The following is an 18,624-nucleotide window of genomic DNA, read 5'->3' on the forward strand; positions in this document are numbered from 1 at the left end:
GAATCACTTACTTGAGTAAGCTCACCGGGACTCCCTCGCTTGCCGCCTTCCTGAAACTCGAATTGTTTAGGGTATAAGGTATAACTCAAAAACAAAGCACAACATAAACTTATCTATCACCTGAAGGGATTAATCAATCGCTCGTCTTTATCAAAGCGAGATTCACGCAGGGCCTCTTTGACCCGTTTCAGGTTATCACGAAATTTTTCCCCGCGGCGCAGCGTGAACCCGGTCGCCAGAACGTCGATCAATGTTAACTGAGCGATACGGGACACCATCGGCATGTAGACATCGGTATCTTCGGGCACATCAAGTCGCAAGGCCAACGACGCCTCACGCGCCAGCGGCGTGCCATCCGAGGTGATGGCGATAACGGTCGCGTCGTTCTCGCGTGCCAGTTGCGCCATGTCGACCAGGCTTTTGGTTCTGCCCGTGTGGGAGATCAATACCACGACGTCGCCGTCGCTGGAATTCATACAGCTCATACGCTGCATAACGATGTCATCGAAATAGACGACGGGGATATTGAAGCGGAAAAATTTGTTCATCGCATCATGTGCGACAGCGGCGGAAGCGCCCAGGCCAAAGAAAGAGATTTTCTTCGCCTGTGTCAGCAAATCCACAGCGCGGTTGACAGCGGCGACATCCAGACTGGATTTCACCTGCTCCAGGCCAGCCATGGCGGATTCAAAAATTTTACTGGTATAGGCATCAACGCTGTCATCTTCTTCAACGTTACGGTTCACATACGGTGTGCCGTTTGCCAGACTTTGCGCCAGATGTAGTTTAAAATCGGGAAAACCTTTAGTTTCAAGGCGGCGACAGAAACGATTAACCGTTGGCTCGCTGACATCGGCCATTTTGGCTAAGGTCGCGATGCTGGAGTGAATGGCTGTTTGTGGCGTGCTCAGGATCACTTCAGCAACTTTTCTTTCTGATTTGCTTAAGAGTTCCAGGTGGCTCTGGATTTTTTCCAGCATATTCATACGACAAGGGCCATGTAAGTTTTTTCCAATTTCAACTAAAGGTACACTGGCATGCATTACGTGAAAAAATGTAAGTCGTGAAAATATACTACGACCCTGTAGTGGTTGGCAGAGGGCAACAGGTTAAGTTGGGCCCTTTTTTTGCCAGAACATGACATGTGTCTAACTTTCAGAAAAGTAATCGACTGTCAGAAACGACGGAAAATTTCGTTTTAGGGCGAATGCATAAGTGACTTCAGCCACTGCACAGACTGATTTATGCATGGTTTTCAGTCAATCCCGACCATTATTTGGCATTTTTATGATGGGTTTACTGGCTGTAGTCAAAAAGAGTACATTATCGCTGTAATAAAATTACAGCATCCTGCAACGAGGAGATGAACATGGCGGTAACTTCAACAGCCCAAGCGTGCGATCTGGTTATTTTCGGAGCTAAGGGCGATCTGGCACGTCGTAAATTGCTGCCTTCCCTTTACCAGTTGGAAAAAGCAGGTCACATCCATGCGGACACCCGAATTATTGGGGTGGGCCGTGCGGATTGGGATAAAGCGGAGTATACGCGCGTCGTGCGTGAAGCACTTGACACCTTTATGAAAGAAGCCATCGACGATAAGTTGTGGGAAACACTAAGCAGTCGGCTGGATTTCTGCAATCTTGATGTAGAAGACACCAAAGCCTTCAATAAGCTGGGCAAGATGCTTGACCAGAAAAATCGTACCACCATCAACTATTTTGCCATGCCACCGAGTACATTCGGTGCGATCTGCAAAGGGTTGGGAACCGCAGGGCTGAATAAAGAGCCCGCGCGCGTGGTAATGGAAAAACCGCTGGGTACCGATCTGGCGTCTTCTCGTGTCATTAACGATCAGGTCGCGGAATTCTTTAACGAGTGTCAGGTTTACCGCATCGACCACTATCTGGGTAAAGAGACCGTTCTGAACCTGCTGGCGCTGCGTTTTGCCAACTCGCTGTTCTCCTCAAACTGGGACAACCGGACGATCGACCATGTGCAGATCACGGTAGCCGAGGAAGTCGGGATTGAAGGGCGCTGGGGCTATTTCGATAAAGCCGGCCAGATGCGCGATATGATCCAGAACCACCTGTTACAGATTCTCACGATGATTGCGATGTCGCCGCCGTCTGATTTGACGACCGACCGCATCCGTGATGAAAAAGTGAAAGTGCTGCGTTCACTGCGTCGTATCGATCGCTCCAACGTGCATGAAACCACTGTTCGCGGACAATACACGTCTGGTTTTGTTCAGGGGCATAAAGTGCCGGGCTATCTGGAAGAAGAGGGCGCGAACAAAAGCAGCAGCACGGAAACCTTCGTCTCGATTCGCGTTGATATTGATGACTGGCGCTGGTCTGGTGTGCCGTTCTACCTTCGTACCGGTAAACGCCTGCCGACCAAATGTTCAGAAGTGGTGGTGTACTTTAAGAACCCTGCGCTGAACCTGTTCCATGATTCCTACCAACAACTGCCGCAGAACAAGCTGATTATTCGCTTGCAGCCGGATGAAGGTGTGGAAATCCAGATTCTGAACAAAATTCCGGGGTTAGAGCATAAGCACCGCCTGCAAACGGTGAAGCTGGATCTGAGCTTCTCGGAAACCTTTAATCAGCAGCATTTGGCCGATGCTTACGAGCGTCTGCTGCTGGAAACCATGCGTGGGATTCAGGCGCTGTTTGTCCGTCGTGATGAAGTTGAAGAAGCCTGGAAATGGGTGGACTCCATCATGGATGCGTGGGCGATGGACAACGATGCACCGAAGCCGTATCAGGCAGGAAGCTGGGGGCCGGTGGCATCTGTGGCGATGATTACCCGCGATGGCCGTTCTTGGAATGAGTTTGAATAATTTTTTGGTAATACGTCAGTAATGGGGGGCTGGCCGACAACGGTTGGCCTCCCACAGTTTTTAATGTATGGCTCACGGTGCGGTCGGACATCTGCGGCGACGCAGATCCCTGTGGCAGGGGCGCGCTATATAATTAATGATGCCTTCGGGCATGACTGGAGATAACTTTTGATGAAAAACTGGAAAACGAGCGCGGAACAGATTTTGACAACGGGTCCCGTTGTTCCTGTGATTGTGGTCAACAAACTGGAACACGCGGTGCCGATGGCAAAAGCGTTAGTCGCGGGCGGCGTTCGCGTTCTGGAACTGACATTGCGTACCGACTGTGCCATCGAAGCGATTCGCGCGATTGCCAAAGAAGTACCGGAAGCTATCGTGGGTGCGGGTACGGTCACAAACCCTGAGCAACTGGCTGCGGTGGTTGAGGCGGGTGCGCAGTTTGCCATCAGCCCAGGCCTGACCGAGCCGCTGCTGAAAGCCGCAACGGAAGGCAACATCCCGTTGATCCCGGGTATCAGCACCGTATCTGAACTGATGCTGGGTATGGATTACGGCCTGCGTGAGTTCAAATTTTTCCCAGCGGAAGCTAACGGCGGCGTGAAAGCGCTCCAAGCGATCGCAGGTCCGTTTGCTCAGATTCGTTTCTGCCCAACGGGTGGCATTACGCCGAATAACTACCGCGACTATCTGGCGCTGAAAAGCGTGCTGTGCGTGGGTGGTTCATGGCTGGTGCCGAACGACGCGTTGGAAAGCGGTGATTACGCACGTATTACTGAACTGGCGCGTGAAGCCGTTGCAGGTGCAAAAGCTTAAGTTTGCTCGTGACTGAATGACGAAGGCCACTCACTGCGAGTGGCCTTTTTTATGACGGACATTCTTGTCCGTCACCCTGCGATCAATGAAATGTATCAGCCGCTGATTTTTACGCCCGCGGCAACGCGCTTGGCGATGGCTACCGCATCATCCGTGGTTTCCGCACTGGCTAACGCGACACCCATACGGCGCTTGCCGCTGATATCCGGTTTACCAAACAGGCGAATTTGCGTATGAGGCAGCAATGCGCCTTCCAGCCCCTGATAACGCACGTTGTTGCTATCCAGTTCCGGTAAAATCACGGCGGAAGCTGAAGCGCCATACTGACGAACTGCGCCAATGGGTAGCCCCAGGAAAGCACGCACGTGCAGTGCAAACTCGGACAGATCCTGAGAGATCATCGTCACCATGCCGGTATCGTGCGGGCGAGGGGAGACTTCACTGAAAATAACCTCATCGCCGCAGACGAAAAGCTCCACGCCGAACAGGCCATAGCCGCCGAGCGCTTTCACGACATCGCTGGCTATCTTTTGCCCGCGTTCCTGCGCCAGTGCACTCATCTGCTGTGGTTGCCAGGATTCACGATAGTCGCCGTCTTCCTGTCGATGACCGATTGGCGCACAGAAATGAATGCCGTCAACCGCATGGATAGTCAGTAAGGTGATCTCAAAATCAAAATTAACCAGCCCTTCCACGATGACGCGTCCGCCGCCTGCTCGTCCACCCTGCTGGGCATAGTGCCACGCCTGATCTAACTGCTCAGCAGAGCGAATCAGGCTTTGCCCTTTGCCAGAGGAACTCATGACCGGCTTAACAATACAAGGGTAGCCAATCGCCTCTACTGCCTGGCGAAAGTTCTCTTCGCTATCGGCAAAACGGTAGGTGGAAGTGGGAACGCCGAGTGTTTCAGCGGCCAGACGACGGATACCTTCGCGATTCATCGTCAGGCGCGTCGCTTCGGCACAAGGAACAACATGGTGACCCTGCTTTTCCAGCGTTACCAGCATGTCGGTTGCGATGGCTTCGATTTCCGGCACGATGTAATCAGGACGTTCGGCTTCAACCAACGCTTTTAATGCATCGCCATCCAACATATTGATAACATGGTTGCGATGCGCAACCTGCATGGCGGGGGCATCAGCATAGCGATCGACCGCAATCACTTCGATTCCCAGGCGCTGACACTCAATCGCCACTTCTTTACCTAATTCACCGGAGCCAAGCAGCATCACTCGTGTGGTATTCGCACGCAGGGCGGTTCCAATTGTTAACATAACCTTATACCTGATCGGGTAGTGAAAAATGGCCGCAGTATAAACGAAAACGTTTGCGTGCGCATTAATGAGGGCGGGCAGTGGAATGCGATGCGCAAAAGCGCACCAAGAGATAAGGACGTGGCTTGGCAATACTGGGCAATCGTGCCACTCTTCTTGCAAAGCGAAAATTTTATGTCAAGACAACGAGATCCGACGCCATGAAGACACCGCAAGCTGAAAAAAGACCCCATGCACTAAGCACACATGGCGATACGCGTATCGACAATTATTACTGGCTGCGTGATGACCAGCGTACCGATCCACAGGTATTGGACTATCTGCAGCAGGAAAACGCCTATAGCGAAGCCGTCATGACACCTCATGACGCACGCAAGCGGGCACTGTATGACGAAATGGTCAAACGCATTCCGTCGACGGATATGTCTGTGCCGTATGTCAGAAAAGGCTATCGCTACCAAAGTCGCTATGAGCAGGGGAAAGAGTACGCCATCTATCTGCGCCAGCCTGAGCAGGCAACAGACGTATGGGAAACGCTGCTGGATGGGAACCAACGTGCAGAAGGGCATGAATTTTACAGTCTCGGCACGCTTGAGGTTAGCCCTGACAACACGCTGCTGGCGCTCTCGGAGGACTTTTTATCCCGTCGGCAGTACACGCTTCGTTTTCGCGATCTAAACAGCGGCGAGTGGTTACCGGATGTGATCGAAAATGTGACCGCAGGGGCGGAATGGTCGGCGGATTCGACGGTGCTGTATTACGTGCGCAAACATGAGCAAACGCTGTTGCCATATCAGGTCTATCGCCACCGTCTGGGAAGCGATCCAGAGTTAGATGAGCTGGTCTATGAAGAGAAAGACGACACCTATTACGTTAGCCTGAGCAAAACGACATCAGAGCACTACATCACCATTTATCTCAGTAGCACGACGACGAGCGAGGTGTTGTTGCTTGACGCGACGCGCCCGGATGCGTTACCGCAGGTAGGCATTCCACGTCGAAAAGATCATGAATATGGCATCGATCACTATCAGGATAAGTTTTATCTGCGTTCCAATCGGGAAGGGAAAAATTTTGGCCTCTACCGTTCGGATAGGCCCGATGAGCAAACGCTGGAAACGCTGATTGCACCACATGAACACCGCGTACTGGAAGGTTTCGAGCTGTTCCGTGATTGGCTGGTGGTTGAAGAACGGGAGCGCGGTTTGACCCGCTTGCGCCAGATTCACTGGCAGACGCAGGAAGAAAAAGCGATCGCGTTTAATGATACGAGCTATGTGACGTGGCTATCGTACAACCCTACGCCAGAAACGGCATTGATGCGGTATGGCTATTCATCAATGACAACGCCCAGCACGCTGTATGAATTGAATCTGGACACAGGCGAGCAGCAGTTACTTAAACAAGCCGAAGTGAAAGATTTCTCACCGGACAATTACCGGAGCGAGCGTTTGTGGATCACGGTTCGGGATGGCGTCGACGTTCCCGTTTCCCTCGTTTATCATCGCGATCATTTCAGCCCAGGCAAGAACCCGATACTGGTCTACGGCTATGGTGCTTATAGCCATAGCATGGATCCGGATTTTAGCGTTAGCCGTCTGAGCCTGCTGGACAGAGGGTTTGTCTTTGCCTTAACGCACATTCGCGGTGGCGGTGAGCTGGGTCAGCAGTGGTACGACGATGGTCGCCTGCTCAATAAAATGCATTCCTTCACCGATTTCATCGATGTGTCTCAGGCATTGATAGAAAAAGGTTATGGCGACAGGAACAACATGTTTGCTATGGGGGGCAGTGCGGGCGGGCTATTGATGGGCGCGGTAGTGAATATGGCACCCGATCTATTTAAGGGCGTTGTTGCCCAGGTTCCCTTCGTTGATGTGCTGACGACAATGCTGGATGAGTCTATCCCGTTGACGACTGGCGAGTATGACGAGTGGGGCGATCCGAATGAACAAATCTATTATGACTATATCAAGCAATATAGCCCCTATGACGGCGTTACCGGGCAACGCTATCCGCATTTGCTGGTGACTACTGGGTTACACGACTCTCAGGTTCAGTATTGGGAACCTGCAAAGTGGGTGGCGAAATTACGGGAAGTTAAAACGGACGATCGTCTGGTGCTGCTGTACACCGATATGGATGCTGGGCACGGCGGAAAATCCGGTCGTTTTAAACGTTATGATGATATTGCGTTGGAATATGCTTTCCTGCTGATGGTGCTCGAAATGGTTGAGGAAGTGCACGGATAACGTGTTGGTTATGGGGGTAAACCCGTTTTCGGGTTTACCCGATCGACATGGCACATTACTTAGGTCACATCACAACTCAGGTAATATCAGCCTGTGGTTTCTTTGCCCTTTTGTCGGCCCGTTTTTCGGCGGCCGTTTTCAGGGGCTTCTTCTTACTGTTCTTTTTGCTATCCAGACCTTTACTCATATCTTGCCTCGCGTGATAAAAGAGTAGGTTGCCACTCCATTAACCGCTTGTGCGGGCCGATATGCAAGCAGAAAATCGTTTTTGCTGTGTAAGAATGTAACCCGTGGAAAGGGATGTTTTCCACGGCAAGGTCGCCGTAGGTTGGAATGAAGCGATAAGCCTACTTAGACTTCGGTTCGTAGGGTAAGCGAGAGAATTGCAGTGAGCGCTGGCGATAAAACATCACGCGTTCGCGAAAATAGTCACGCAAGTACTCGGGTTGCTCTCTCTCAACGACCTCGGGAATGACCGGCATATTGTAACGTTCTTTGAAGGCCACGCCTGACGCCGCCAAGTCTACGTTAACTTTATCCATCTCTTCTTTGGACAATTCTGCCAAATTGTATCCCATACCGTATTCTCCTGCCTATTGGCCACAGACTGATGCGTGCCACGGTAAAGTAGTGACAGGAAAATGGCAAGCGTTCACCTTATCATGTGGATGTTTATTATTCTCATTATGAAATGGGAATCATTTTTAATACAAACGTGCCATACATAATATCGCTCGTAGTTGTTATTTTTGATAATAACAATGATTCGCAATAATATATTTTTTCTAAGAGGTAAGTGATAATAAATATCAATAACATTTTTTTAACTTGTTGTTTATATGATGTTTTTTGTTTATTGGGTGTCAATGTTAATAAAGTGTTTTTATTTTATTTTTTCAGGCATAATGCCCTGAATAATTTCACCTGCTGGGAAAATAGGGAGTTAACATGTTAAAAAAAGAAATGATTCAGAAGCTGAATGAACAACTTAATCTGGAGTTTTATTCCGCGAATTTGTATCTGCAAATGAGCGCATGGTGCGGTGACAAAGGTTTTGAAGGCGCATCCAGTTTCCTGAAGACGCATTCTCAGGAAGAAATGCAGCACATGCAGCGCCTGTTTGACTATCTGGACGACACCGGAAGCCTGCCTGTATTAGGCGCGATTGCCGCACCGCCGATTGATTTTGATTCACTGGCTGATGTCTTCAAGCTGACCTATGAACACGAACAACTGATCACTGCAAAAATTAATGAGCTGGCGCATGAGGCGATGGCGCTGCAGGATTATTCTACATTTAACTTCCTGCAATGGTACGTTGCTGAGCAGCACGAAGAAGAGAAATTGTTCCGTTCTATTCTGGACAAATTGGCGTTAGTCAAAGCCAGCGAAGGCGGCCTGTTCTTCATCGATCAGGACCTGAAAAAAATGTCTGCGGCGGCCCCGTCAACCTAATGACAAGCGACGCTTCTGTCGGCCAATGAGTCGTTGAATGATGCGGGATAATGTTCTCCTTATCCCGCCATTTTCCCCTCCCGAACGCCCTTTCTGCCAGTACCACACTACCGATAGTATTCCTGAACGCCACACTCGACTTCACCTTCCTCTGTCGCTATGATCGCATCAGTCGTGATATACAACATTCTGTTTTATAAGGGTTGAAGCTGTCTTTCTCTGATTCGGATAAGGCTGCAAAACTCACACACATCATTGTTTGAATACGCCATGTCGGGAATACCATGATGAAGAAATTTTTGCTATCTATCGTGCTTACTTCACTTTCTATGAATGCTTTTGCTGCCGCTCAACTGGCAAATATCAGCCGGTTTGAATATGGCGATCGCTGGGCTTTCACGCGTGAAGAAGTTCAACTGATTTGCCGCCCTGGCAATGCGCTGTACGCCTTACATACCGGGACGCTGATGCAATATCCGCTAAACGACGTCGCCATTGCGCAAATGAAATCTGGGCAGGTGAGTGCGCAGCCGATAGACGCGATATGGCTGGACGATCCTAAGCATCCTGGACAGAAAAAAAGCCTTCAGCCATTTATCGAACGTGCAGAGCAGTTGTGTAAGCCAGACGCTAAGCCATGAAGTGATTGATTTACCTATTAATGTTAAATAATTATTTCTTTATGGTTAAGGTAAGGTGTGAAATCTGTTCCATTTGTGATGATTGCGAATAGGTTAACGCTGGAAAACGCGAGGGAGTTGGCTAAGCTTAAGTCTACAGGGCTAGTACAGCTTGTATAAATGCCAACTTTTAGCGCACGGCTCTCCCAAGAGCCATTTCCCTAGACCGAATACAGGAATCGTGTTCGGTCTTTTTTTATAACCTATATAAATACAATGGCTTACATTAAAAATCAGCCACTTATCTCTACTGTGTTCTACTCAGTATCACCCTATAACATAGTCTGCCGCCTTTTTGTCGCCAATGGCTGACGCCAGTGGATTCAGACGAATGGCATCTTCTAAATGGTCTGGCGCAAAGTGTGCGTACCGCATTGTTACACGTATGTCGGAGTGCCCCAAAATCCTCTGCAACACAATGATATTGCCGCCGTTCATCATGAAATGGCTGGCGAATGTGTGGCGTAATACATGTGTCATTTGCCCCTCTGGCAACTCAATGCCAGCCATTCTGACCACCCGATAGAATTGTTTATAGCAAGGGGAGAATGGCTTTCCGTTGCGGCTGATTAATTCTTGGTAAAGCTGCTCAGAAATTGGAACGGTACGGTTTTTTTTCCCTTTCGTATTAATGAACGTAATTTTGTATGGGGACAGTTGAGATGATTTTAGTTTTGCTGCTTCATTCCAACGCGATCCGGTTGAAAGGCATACTTTTACAATAAGAGTTAATTCTTCATTTTTATGATTTTCACAAGCGACTAATAATTTTGTTATTTGGTCAGGAGTGAGCCACGCCATTTCACGTTCTGGTTGGTCGAATTCTCTTATATTTTCAAGTGGGTTGGGTAACCCCCATTCACCAAGTCGTTTTAATTCATTAAAAACAGCACGTAAAAAAGCATGTTCGCAGTTGATTGTACCAGTAGAGACTTTTCTTGTTTCAAGACTGGTGCTGTAGCCATTATCAATAGCGCCTTGTAATCGTAGATCTCGGTAGTGTGCCCAATCCTTTGCTGTCAGTGATGATGCTATTGGATCACCAAGTCCATTACAGATAATTTTAAGTTTCCCTAATCGACCTGTTTTATCGCTCAATGAGCAACCATGCAGCTTGTACCACAAATCAATCAACTCGCTGAGTTTCCGTCGATCTTCTTTCTCCCCCAACCACGGTTTTAACTTGGTTTGCTCCATAACATACTGTTCATAAGATACGGCCTCGCCTTTGGTCGAAAACTGTTTTCTGACCCGCTTTCCGTCTCTTCCATTGGGATAACACTCACATAGCCACTTTCCTGTGGTTAACTTTCTGATAGCCATTACTGAAATCCGAGATAAATAGAATATTTATACTGTATAAAAAAACAGTATAAATGTTTATTAGTGAAAGATTCAAACAATGACGATGTAAAAAGCCCACCTTAGTATGGTGGGCAGAAGAGGAGAGGGGGTAGCCTTAAATCCAGAGTGCTCCCTGATTTGACCGATCAGGATGTGGCGGGACGGGCTTAACATCGCCCGGTGTCATAATAATATCTGCTATGGTTTCCATTGATTTGAAGGTGCACCCGCAGTTGATATTCTGGCACTGGTGATAACGTTCTTTTGTCTTGTTCGTAATGTAGCGACTGGATCTCGCGTGTGCTGCATTTTGGCAGAGTGGGCAATGCATCATTTCGTAAATCGCCTTATCGTTTTGTCTGGTTTATATCGTCGATTCTATCACTTTATTCGATTTTTCAAATAATGATTTGAAAATGAATTACTGCTCACTTATCCCATACCCAGCTTCAGACAGCAGCACTTCGAGTTCCAGCGCGGTAACGTACCCTGAATTACTCAAGCTGTGCGTGACTTTTGAGATTGTCCACGGCTGTTCGTCGATCACCTGCTTGAATCCGCTCACCTGAACAGGCGTTTCCGGGAACAGGTCAGCGCGCCCCATTGCCAGCGTGATAGAGAATTCCGCGACACCACGCTGGAGTTTGTTCCACTTTGCCTCTGCGGCACGCATGGCCTCCGCCTTAGTCGCAAAAACCGTGGTCAGCGCCAGCACGTTTTCATCCGTGCCAACCAGATAATCCCCCTCACGGGCTTCTGGCTCCTTCTTTGCCTTTTTTGCTTTAGGGTGAGGTTGCGGCCCTTGATGTAGCAGCACTTTTTTCTGACGCTTTACCTTTACCGTTTTCGGCTTTTCAGGTTTCGGTGTATGCAGCCAGCTTGCCGTTACACCTGTGTACGCGCCCCGGTCAGCTAGGCTAAAACTGTGCTGATCCCCGTCGCTGCGTTCAATAATCTGCTGTGGGATGGGCTTGCCGCTGGCCGTCTTCCCCGTTCCGGGACGGATGAACAGCAAACGCCCGGCCTTGATTGCCACAATCGCCCCGTTGCGCTCGGCCAGCCGGGTAATAAATTTCGCGTCGGTTTCCTGCGTTTGGTCGATGTGCGGAATTTTTATCCCAGCGAACCCGTCAGCCAGCATTGGTGCAAGGTTGTTACGCTTCGCCACCTGTTCAACAATCGCCCCCAGCGTGGTGTCGTGATACGACAGTTCACGCCGTGAGTTCAGCGACCCGCGAAAATCGGCACTCCGCGCCCGGATGGTCATCGTATCCGGCGTGCCACGATGTTCTATTTCATCCACCGTAAAATCACCTTTGCCGATCAGCGCTTCACCTTCCCAGCCCAAAAACACCGACAGCACCGCACCCCGGCGGGGTAACTGCAACAGTCCGTCGCTGTCGTCCAGCTCGATGTCGAGCTGGTCGGCCTCAAATCCCCGGTTATCGGTCAGGCTCAGTGATAACAGGCGCGGACTGATAACGGTCGTAATGTCCTGCTCATTCAGGCGCAGCAGGTACGCGGGGGCGGTTTTACTACCCGCGCGAACATTCAGCGGGTTAATCATGCGAATAATCCCCCGATAGCGGATTGCGCCCGGTTAGCTATTTCCCCGGCGCTGCCGATCAGGCCGTCGGCCTGCTGGCGTAAATCGCCCAGCATGGCAGACAGCGACGAGTCCACGCGGGTCAGCGTGATGGTAAACTCAATCCGCCGGGCGCGGCCATCCGTGAAAAAGTCGGTTTTCGTCTGGCTGATGCTGTTCACCACAAACACGCCGTAAATGGTGCCGCTACCCTCAATCAGCGGCCATGCGCGCCCCTGATCGGCCATCGTCTCCAGCATCAACAATGACAGCGTGCCGCCTGTGATTTCCGGCAGCAGTTCCCCCGACAGTGTGATTTTCTCGTCTTCAATGCCTAAGAACTGCAACGCCGGACGCTGACCGACGCGGCTGTTTGACGGCCAGCGGTAATCAACGTTGCGCTGCATGTTCTGGTAAGGCAGGGTCTGGAGCTGGAACACAAACAGCCCTAATGTGAGCATCATCTTATTCGCCTCCCTGATAACTGTACTGACTGAATGCGCGTGACCGCGCCGCCCGTTCCCGCTGTTCAAGCTGGCGGGTAACTTCCTGCGCGATGTCCTGCGCACTCTGGCCGGGCTGGGCAACAATGCTAATCGGCGCGTGAATGCTGATGGGTGACGATGCCGGGCTGGCCTTAACCGTCGGGGCTATCGGGCGATAGGCTGACATGCTCATGGCGGCTGCGGCCATCGCCGCCGTGTTTTTACGGCTGGTGACGTTAACCGGTCCCTCAACGATTTCCGGGCCATGTTCACCGACGACGGCAAACTCTCCCAGCTTGATCCCACCGCCGTTATCGCGTACACCGCTGTAGCGATCTGCAATTGATTGCGCATCCTTACCCTGCGGGGTTGGGGCAATGCTGACGCCATCCTGTAACGCCGCGGCATCTGCTGGGGGTAATGCCTGCTGAGGAACCTTATCGCCGAGTCCATCTGATTTTTTATCAATAACGCCGAGTTTTTCCAGCACCCAATCAATACCGCCCCGTAATTGATTCAATGCCTGAACAGGCATGGTCAGGGCGTTTGCCAGCATTTCACCGAATGCAACCCCTGCATTACGGCAACTATCTAACGTTTCCTGCGTTGATTTAACCGGGGTGACCAATTGTTTAAACCACTCCCATGCGGCCTTTAACTTTTCACCCAGCCAGTCAAACACAGGTTTTAACGGGGCGAATAGCTCGGCCACTGGTGCAAACGCGATTTTCAGACCTTCCAGCACACCACCGAAAAATGCACTGATTGGCTCCCAATATTGACGGATCAGCAACGCCCCTGCGACGATGACCGCAATAGCGCCAGCAAAAACAGCAACAACGCCCAATATTGGTAAAGACAGTGCAGTCATTGCCGTTGTAATGATGCCCCCGGCAATGCTGAATCCGGCACCCAGTAAACCCGCTCCGGCAATCAGGGCGTTAATCCCGCTCATGACAGGCCACGCAATCAGCCCCAGCCCGCCCAGCACGGTAATCAGCGCCGTGGCTGCGCCAGCCACCATCACAATCTGGCGTGTCAGCTCCGGGTTAGCCTTGACCCATTCATTGACGCGGGTTAACCATGCCGTCGCCGCTTGCGTGAGCTTACGCAGTATGCCGTCGTCGTCGTTGAACAGGTTGAATCTCAGGCTAGACATCGCGCCCTGTAGCCGCCCGATATCCCCCTCAAGGTTATCGCGCAGGGTATCGCCCATGCGGTCAGCCGCCCCGGACACGTCACCGAGTTTGTTTTCAGCTCCGGCCAGCGCGGCCAGAAATTTCGGTATCTGGTCAATCGACAGGTCTTCAATCGGCGTACCAAACAGCGCAATCGCGGCATTGGCGCGTTCTGCTGGGTCTTTGATTTTCAGCAGTCCCTGTGCGGTTTTCTGCATCGCAACCCGCGCCTTGCTTCCCCCGCTGGCGATGGCGTTAGACATTTTGGCGGCATTGAGTCCTGCGGCGTCATACGCCTCAATGCTTTTCTTGGACATGTCCGATCCACGGATTGAGAATTCCTTCACCGCGTCGCCCGTCTTGTCCAGCGCGAACTTGCCTTGCTGCGCCATCTCCACTAACAGCGTCATCGCTTCCGATCCGCTGAATCCCATGTTGCGGAAGTGGGTCGAATACTCGTGCAGGATTTCCGGCAGTTCGCCGCGCATCTGCGCAGACACCCGCTGCATCCCGGACACCATCAAATCAAACGCCTCGTCGCTGTTTTTAGCGAGGCCGTTTTTCATCATGATGGCAGCTATCTGGATACTCTCGGTTGCTTCACCGCCTAGCGCCGCCTGCATGTCCAGCGCCTTACGCGATATCCGCGTCAGCTCGGTTTCCCCTACATCCCCCATCGCCCCCAACGTGCTACGCACGGCGGCCACAGCGTCCGCTATCTGGGTGAGGTCACCGCTTACTCCAGATGCGTTAATATCTTTGATAACGCGGGTGTACTGTTTGCCGTCGGTGGCATTCCCGCCCGTCTGTGCGGCGATGCGCGCACCGTGTCCATCGGCTTCAACGCTGGGCGCAATCAGGCGGCTTTCCGCATACAGTGCCGCCGACCCGGCCGCAAATGCCGCCGCCCCCGTATTACGCACCCCGGCAGTAATGGCCTTGCCTTGCTCATAACGTTTACTGACCGCGTTCAGCCTTTCCTGTTGCTGGCTCACACGTGCCAGCGCTGCACGTTGTTGATTCAGGGTATCGTTAGCGGCGGATATATCCGTCCTGAGCTGACGTTCAGCGCCAGACAGATTGCGCGTATCGATGCCTGCCTCACGCAGTGCGCTGCGCTGGTTCTGCACGGACAGCCGCAGGCGGTTATGCTGGGTCTGTAATTCCGCCGCTTTTTGACGCGCCTCTTCCAGCGCTTTGGTTTGGGCGCGAGTGGGGTTAGTGGTATTGCGAAACGCCACCGCCAGTGCGGCCGCGTCGGCCTTGGCTTTTTCCAGCGCCTGACCTGTGCTTGCCAGTTGCGCGCTGGTCTTTCTGAATCCCTCAATGCGTTTTGCCTGTGCTTCCAGCGTTTTCAACTGCTCTTGTGAACCCTGAATTTCACCGGATAGGGTTCGCGCCGCATTCTGCACGGCACGAAACGGGCGTGTCGCCTGATCGACGGCACGCAACAATACGCTGAGTTGTAGGCTATTACTCATTGGCATGTCCGCTACGTTTGAGCGCTTTATCGCGCCACAGGATCAACTCGGTGAGGGTCATCGGGTACAGCTCGGATGGCGGCCAGTGAAAAATCACGGCGATATCCGCCATCAGCTCGTCTACCGTCAGGCTTCGGGGGAGGTTCCCTGTTGCGATTTCGGCGTCAAAAAACCGATCACCTTGCCTGCAATGGCAATCATATCCGGTAGCTCCATGCGGGTGATTTCGGCTTCGGTCAACGCCGGGAGGGTCATACGCGGCAGCACCTTAATCATCGCGTCTACGTCAGATCCCGCCACAGCGGCCAGACTGACACCGCGCAGTGTTCCGGCGTTAGGCTTAATCAGGGTGACCGTCTCGATCAGGGTATCGCCGCGTTTGATGGGGGTGTCCAGTGTGACCATGTTGTCGTGTTCGTTCATGATGTTGTCTCGTTGTTCAGAATGAAAGAAGACGGCCAGCGCCTAGCTGACCGGATAGGGTTATTACACCAGACCAATTGCCCGGCGGTGTTGCTCCAGACGGTCAACGCCCATCACACGTTCAATCATGTTGATGGTGTCAATTTCGATCATCTCTTTGCCGTCGATGGTCAGCTTGTAGTACGTGCATTGGGTTGACACCTTGGTTTCAGTCGCTTCCCCTTGTTTACTCTCGCCGCCATCGATTTCTTTGTGACGGCCACGCATCACCACTTCGACGGCAGAAATTTCCCCGGTGTCATCGCGCTGGTATGACCCGGTAAAGCGCAGCAACACTTTATCGGCACCCGGTGCGGCGTACTGGCTCCAGAGGGTTTCGTCAGCAAAACCGCCCAGCGTAAACTCCATCGACAGCGCATCATCATCCAGCCCAAAATCGATGGGGGCGCTGCCGGGCATGCCGCCGCCGCGATAGTTCTCCAACTTGCGGGTGAGTTTCGGCAGCGTAACGGCAGTGGCGACCCCCATGTAGCTCATGCCGTCGTTAAACAGGTTCATAAATTTCAGATTGCGAGGCAGTGCCATAGCGCGTTAGCTCCTTAGCTGTTGACCGACGCGACCAGATTCACCAGATATTTATCGGTGATGCGCTGGCGCAGGGTGAGATTTTCCAGAGGGGGAACGGGGGTATAGTCATAATCGATATACAGTTTCCCGGCCTTGAGCGTGTCTTTATCGTTGGCGGTTTCATCGAACCAGCAATCCGCGTCAATGATGTAGCCGCCGGATTTCAGTTCGCGAAACTTGGCCTTGATACCCTCGATAATGTCTTTGATAAGCGTTGGCGTAACGGGCTTATCGACCGCCCACATATGCGCTTCGGCCATCGTATCGGCCAACACTTGCGCCGTGCGGGTGTAGTTCTCAAACAGGAACAGCGGATCGTCAGAACAGGTGCGGTTACCCCAGAAGCGGAAGCCGTCTTTACGAACCAGCGTGGTGACGCCTGCCTGATTCAGCAAATCGGCATCGGTGCCGGGTGCCTGCAAATCCCAATACACGGATGCGCTGATGCCCGTCACGCCGTTCACGCCGACGTTAGACAGGGTTTTATGCCAGCCTGTCTCTTGGTCAATTTTGGCGCGTAGCCCCAAAGCGCGGGCGGTAGCATACGCGGTGGCGCTGGTGTTGGCCGTGGTATCCCACGCGATAAAATCCGGCCAGATCACCATCAATTCACGCTGGCTGAAGTTCTCGCGGTAGTTGATGGCGTCCGACAGGGTTTTGCAGCCCCACGCACTGACGTAAACGAATGCACGCAGCGACTGACAGATGGACGCTAACGCGGTGGCAACGGGTAATGAATCCAGCCCCGGCGCACCGAGAATGCGCGGCTTCACGCCTGTTACCGACATGGCATCTAACAGGGCTTTCATCCCGGTGTATTTGCCGTTTTCGTCACTGCCGCCGATCACGTTGCTGATGGTTTCGGCCTCGTCTTTGCCCTCTGCCACGCGCACCACAACGGTGACGGGCTTTGATTGGTCTGCGATAGCTAACAGGGCAGCGGCCAGCGTGCCTTTTTTCCCGGCCTTGCCAGCGGCAGACAGCACGTTGGTAATCAGTACCGGGGTATTGAGTGGAAAGGTGGCCGCGTTGGCGTCCGGTGCGGTACACACCATGCCGATAATCGCGGTGGAAACAGTGGAAATAACGCGCGTGCCGTCGTTGACTTCGACGACCTGCACGCCGTGGTGAAAATCACTCATAAATTCAGGCTCCAGCTAATAGCACTATTGCTGCATTAGGAGCGGTTATTGTCCGGTGTGGTGCGAGCGTGGGCGAGTGATGCGGGTACGGTGGGGGCTGGTACAACAAAGAGACGGAAAACAGGCACAAAAAAAGCCCACCGTTGGCGGACGGTGGGCTTCGCTTTCCCTGATATGTCATTATTTTTAAAACCAACAACATAATGGCATTTTGGGTGACTATTTTATAAACGTTTATACAGATCGATTAAGCGTTATTGATCGGCGCTAGCGATCAATTGTCTAACGCCATAGCTATGACTAACACTGGCTTTTCCATTTCTTGGGATCGTCATAATGAAAATGGCGTTGGCAATACAAAAAAACTTTACTATCACGTCATTGATAATGCTGTGTGAATTAGTGGCCAACCGGGTCATAATACTATGTCAATTTAATGACTCGCAAACGATATTTTGCGCTATTCATTTGCCCCTTATTCCACGGATTTGCATCCCATAAACCACCGCGTGTAATCGTAGCGCTACCGGTCTTTATCATAATCGTATTTTTATCTAAAAAATTAGCGCCTATCCCCATCGTTTGGCCTGCTATAGTTCCCTCATGTATTCCATTACACGCAACGCCCCATTCTCCGTCAATTAGGAATTCTATTTGAATCATGCAGCTCAAAGTATTAAATGGATTGGCTACATTTACTGACTTATTTGCTGTGATTGTGCCCGGTGCATTTTCTGTTCCCTCAGGATAAATCAACTGTTCCACAAAACCGATGTTTTGTGGAGTTAGATTGATATCAGCAGTGCCATCAAATGCGACCCCGTTAATTTTGCGCGGCGTTGCCAGTTTAGTTGCGGCGGCAGCAGTCGCCGCCTTCATTAGATAACGCCCATCAGCCTCTGTTTTATTCCACGTATCAATATCGCCTGCTAATAAATTGACATCAGCAGATAGCGGTTTTCCGTTGATTTTAATTGAACGTAGCGCGTATTTTTGCGTGGCCTGCGCATCGGTTAACGCGCCCACATCGGCTGCGCTCA

17 protein-coding genes and 1 pseudogene are annotated in these 18,624 nt (G+C 51.6%); 5 read left to right on the forward strand and 13 right to left on the reverse strand.

From position 1 onward, the window contains the following. Positions 1-116 precede the first annotated feature (116 nt). Entirely contained in the window at positions 117-986 is an 870-nt protein-coding gene (locus H0248_RS05000) for a MurR/RpiR family transcriptional regulator (protein ID WP_180784989.1), read from the reverse strand. Positions 987-1,369: 383 nt separating this feature from the next. On the opposite strand from H0248_RS05000, the gene zwf reads away from it, so the two are divergent. Beyond that, a complete protein-coding gene (gene zwf, locus H0248_RS05005; protein ID WP_014915165.1) occupies positions 1,370-2,845 on the forward strand; it encodes a glucose-6-phosphate dehydrogenase in 1,476 nt (491 codons plus the stop codon). A gap of 171 nt (positions 2,846-3,016) precedes the next feature. Continuing rightward, complete coding sequence (locus H0248_RS05010; RefSeq protein WP_010275853.1) at positions 3,017-3,658, forward strand: bifunctional 4-hydroxy-2-oxoglutarate aldolase/2-dehydro-3-deoxy-phosphogluconate aldolase; 642 nt, start codon at positions 3,017-3,019, stop codon at positions 3,656-3,658. Positions 3,659-3,753: 95 nt separating this feature from the next. Here the strand turns inward: H0248_RS05010 and purT are convergent, their stop codons facing one another. Continuing rightward, positions 3,754-4,932 carry a formate-dependent phosphoribosylglycinamide formyltransferase gene (gene purT / locus H0248_RS05015; RefSeq protein WP_180784990.1) on the reverse strand — a complete coding sequence of 393 codons (1,179 nt, stop codon included), beginning with the start codon at positions 4,930-4,932 and terminating at the stop codon, positions 3,754-3,756. Between the two features lie 200 nt (positions 4,933-5,132). On the opposite strand from purT, the gene H0248_RS05020 reads away from it, so the two are divergent. Continuing rightward, positions 5,133-7,184, forward strand: coding sequence for a S9 family peptidase (locus tag H0248_RS05020; protein ID WP_180784991.1), 2,052 nt, complete (start codon positions 5,133-5,135; stop codon positions 7,182-7,184). Between the two features lie 347 nt (positions 7,185-7,531). On the opposite strand, the gene H0248_RS05025 is transcribed toward H0248_RS05020, so the two are convergent. Then, on the reverse strand, positions 7,532-7,762 hold the full coding sequence (locus H0248_RS05025; protein ID WP_010275841.1) for a DNA polymerase III subunit theta: 231 nt from the start codon (positions 7,760-7,762) through the stop codon (positions 7,532-7,534). 370 nt (positions 7,763-8,132) lie between these two features. Here H0248_RS05025 and ftnA point away from each other — a divergent pair, with 370 nt between their 5' ends. Both ftnA and H0248_RS05035 read left to right on the forward strand, forming a co-directional pair. Then, on the forward strand, positions 8,133-8,639 hold the full coding sequence (gene ftnA, locus H0248_RS05030) for a non-heme ferritin (RefSeq protein WP_010275837.1): 507 nt from the start codon (positions 8,133-8,135) through the stop codon (positions 8,637-8,639). Between the two features lie 284 nt (positions 8,640-8,923). After that, positions 8,924-9,280, forward strand: a complete 357-nt coding sequence (locus H0248_RS05035; protein ID WP_180784992.1) for a YebY family protein — start codon at positions 8,924-8,926, stop codon at positions 9,278-9,280. A 306-nt stretch (positions 9,281-9,586) separates the two neighbouring features. Here H0248_RS05035 and H0248_RS05040 read toward each other — a convergent pair whose 3' ends face one another. The 10 genes and pseudogenes from H0248_RS05040 to H0248_RS05085 all read right to left on the reverse strand — a co-directional run. After that, a complete protein-coding gene (locus H0248_RS05040; RefSeq protein ID WP_240346029.1) occupies positions 9,587-10,642 on the reverse strand; it encodes a site-specific integrase in 1,056 nt (351 codons plus the stop codon). Between the two features lie 136 nt (positions 10,643-10,778). Further along, the gene (locus H0248_RS05045) at positions 10,779-10,997 is read right to left on the reverse strand and encodes a DNA-binding transcriptional regulator (protein ID WP_015841360.1); all 219 of its coding nucleotides are present in this window, start codon (positions 10,995-10,997) and stop codon (positions 10,779-10,781) included. 87 nt (positions 10,998-11,084) lie between these two features. Then, complete coding sequence (locus tag H0248_RS05050) at positions 11,085-12,230, reverse strand: phage late control D family protein (RefSeq protein ID WP_180784993.1); 1,146 nt, start codon at positions 12,228-12,230, stop codon at positions 11,085-11,087. Next, positions 12,227-12,712 (reverse strand): phage tail protein, encoded by a 486-nt coding sequence (locus tag H0248_RS05055; protein ID WP_180784994.1) that lies wholly within the window; start codon positions 12,710-12,712, stop codon positions 12,227-12,229. Before H0248_RS05055 ends, H0248_RS05050 begins: the two co-directional genes overlap by 4 nt. A 1-nt stretch (position 12,713) precedes the next feature. Next, entirely contained in the window at positions 12,714-15,392 is a 2,679-nt protein-coding gene (locus H0248_RS05060; protein WP_180784995.1) for a phage tail tape measure protein, read from the reverse strand. Next, entirely contained in the window at positions 15,385-15,504 is a 120-nt protein-coding gene (locus tag H0248_RS05065) for a GpE family phage tail protein (protein WP_051902953.1), read from the reverse strand. The genes H0248_RS05060 and H0248_RS05065 overlap by 8 nt, the downstream gene beginning before the upstream one ends. A gap of 14 nt (positions 15,505-15,518) precedes the next feature. Further along, complete coding sequence (locus tag H0248_RS05070; RefSeq protein ID WP_180784996.1) at positions 15,519-15,815, reverse strand: phage tail assembly protein; 297 nt, start codon at positions 15,813-15,815, stop codon at positions 15,519-15,521. 63 nt (positions 15,816-15,878) lie between these two features. Next, positions 15,879-16,400, reverse strand: a complete 522-nt coding sequence (locus H0248_RS05075) for a phage major tail tube protein (RefSeq protein ID WP_180784997.1) — start codon at positions 16,398-16,400, stop codon at positions 15,879-15,881. Positions 16,401-16,414: 14 nt separating this feature from the next. After that, the gene (locus H0248_RS05080) at positions 16,415-17,584 is read right to left on the reverse strand and encodes a phage tail sheath protein (RefSeq protein WP_180784998.1); all 1,170 of its coding nucleotides are present in this window, start codon (positions 17,582-17,584) and stop codon (positions 16,415-16,417) included. A 423-nt stretch (positions 17,585-18,007) separates the two neighbouring features. Further along, positions 18,008-18,624 (reverse strand): annotated as a pseudogene (locus H0248_RS05085) (hypothetical protein); the annotation flags it as partial.

This window comes from Pectobacterium brasiliense, assembly GCF_013449685.1.
GTDB classification, from domain to species: domain Bacteria; phylum Pseudomonadota; class Gammaproteobacteria; order Enterobacterales; family Enterobacteriaceae; genus Pectobacterium; species Pectobacterium brasiliense_A.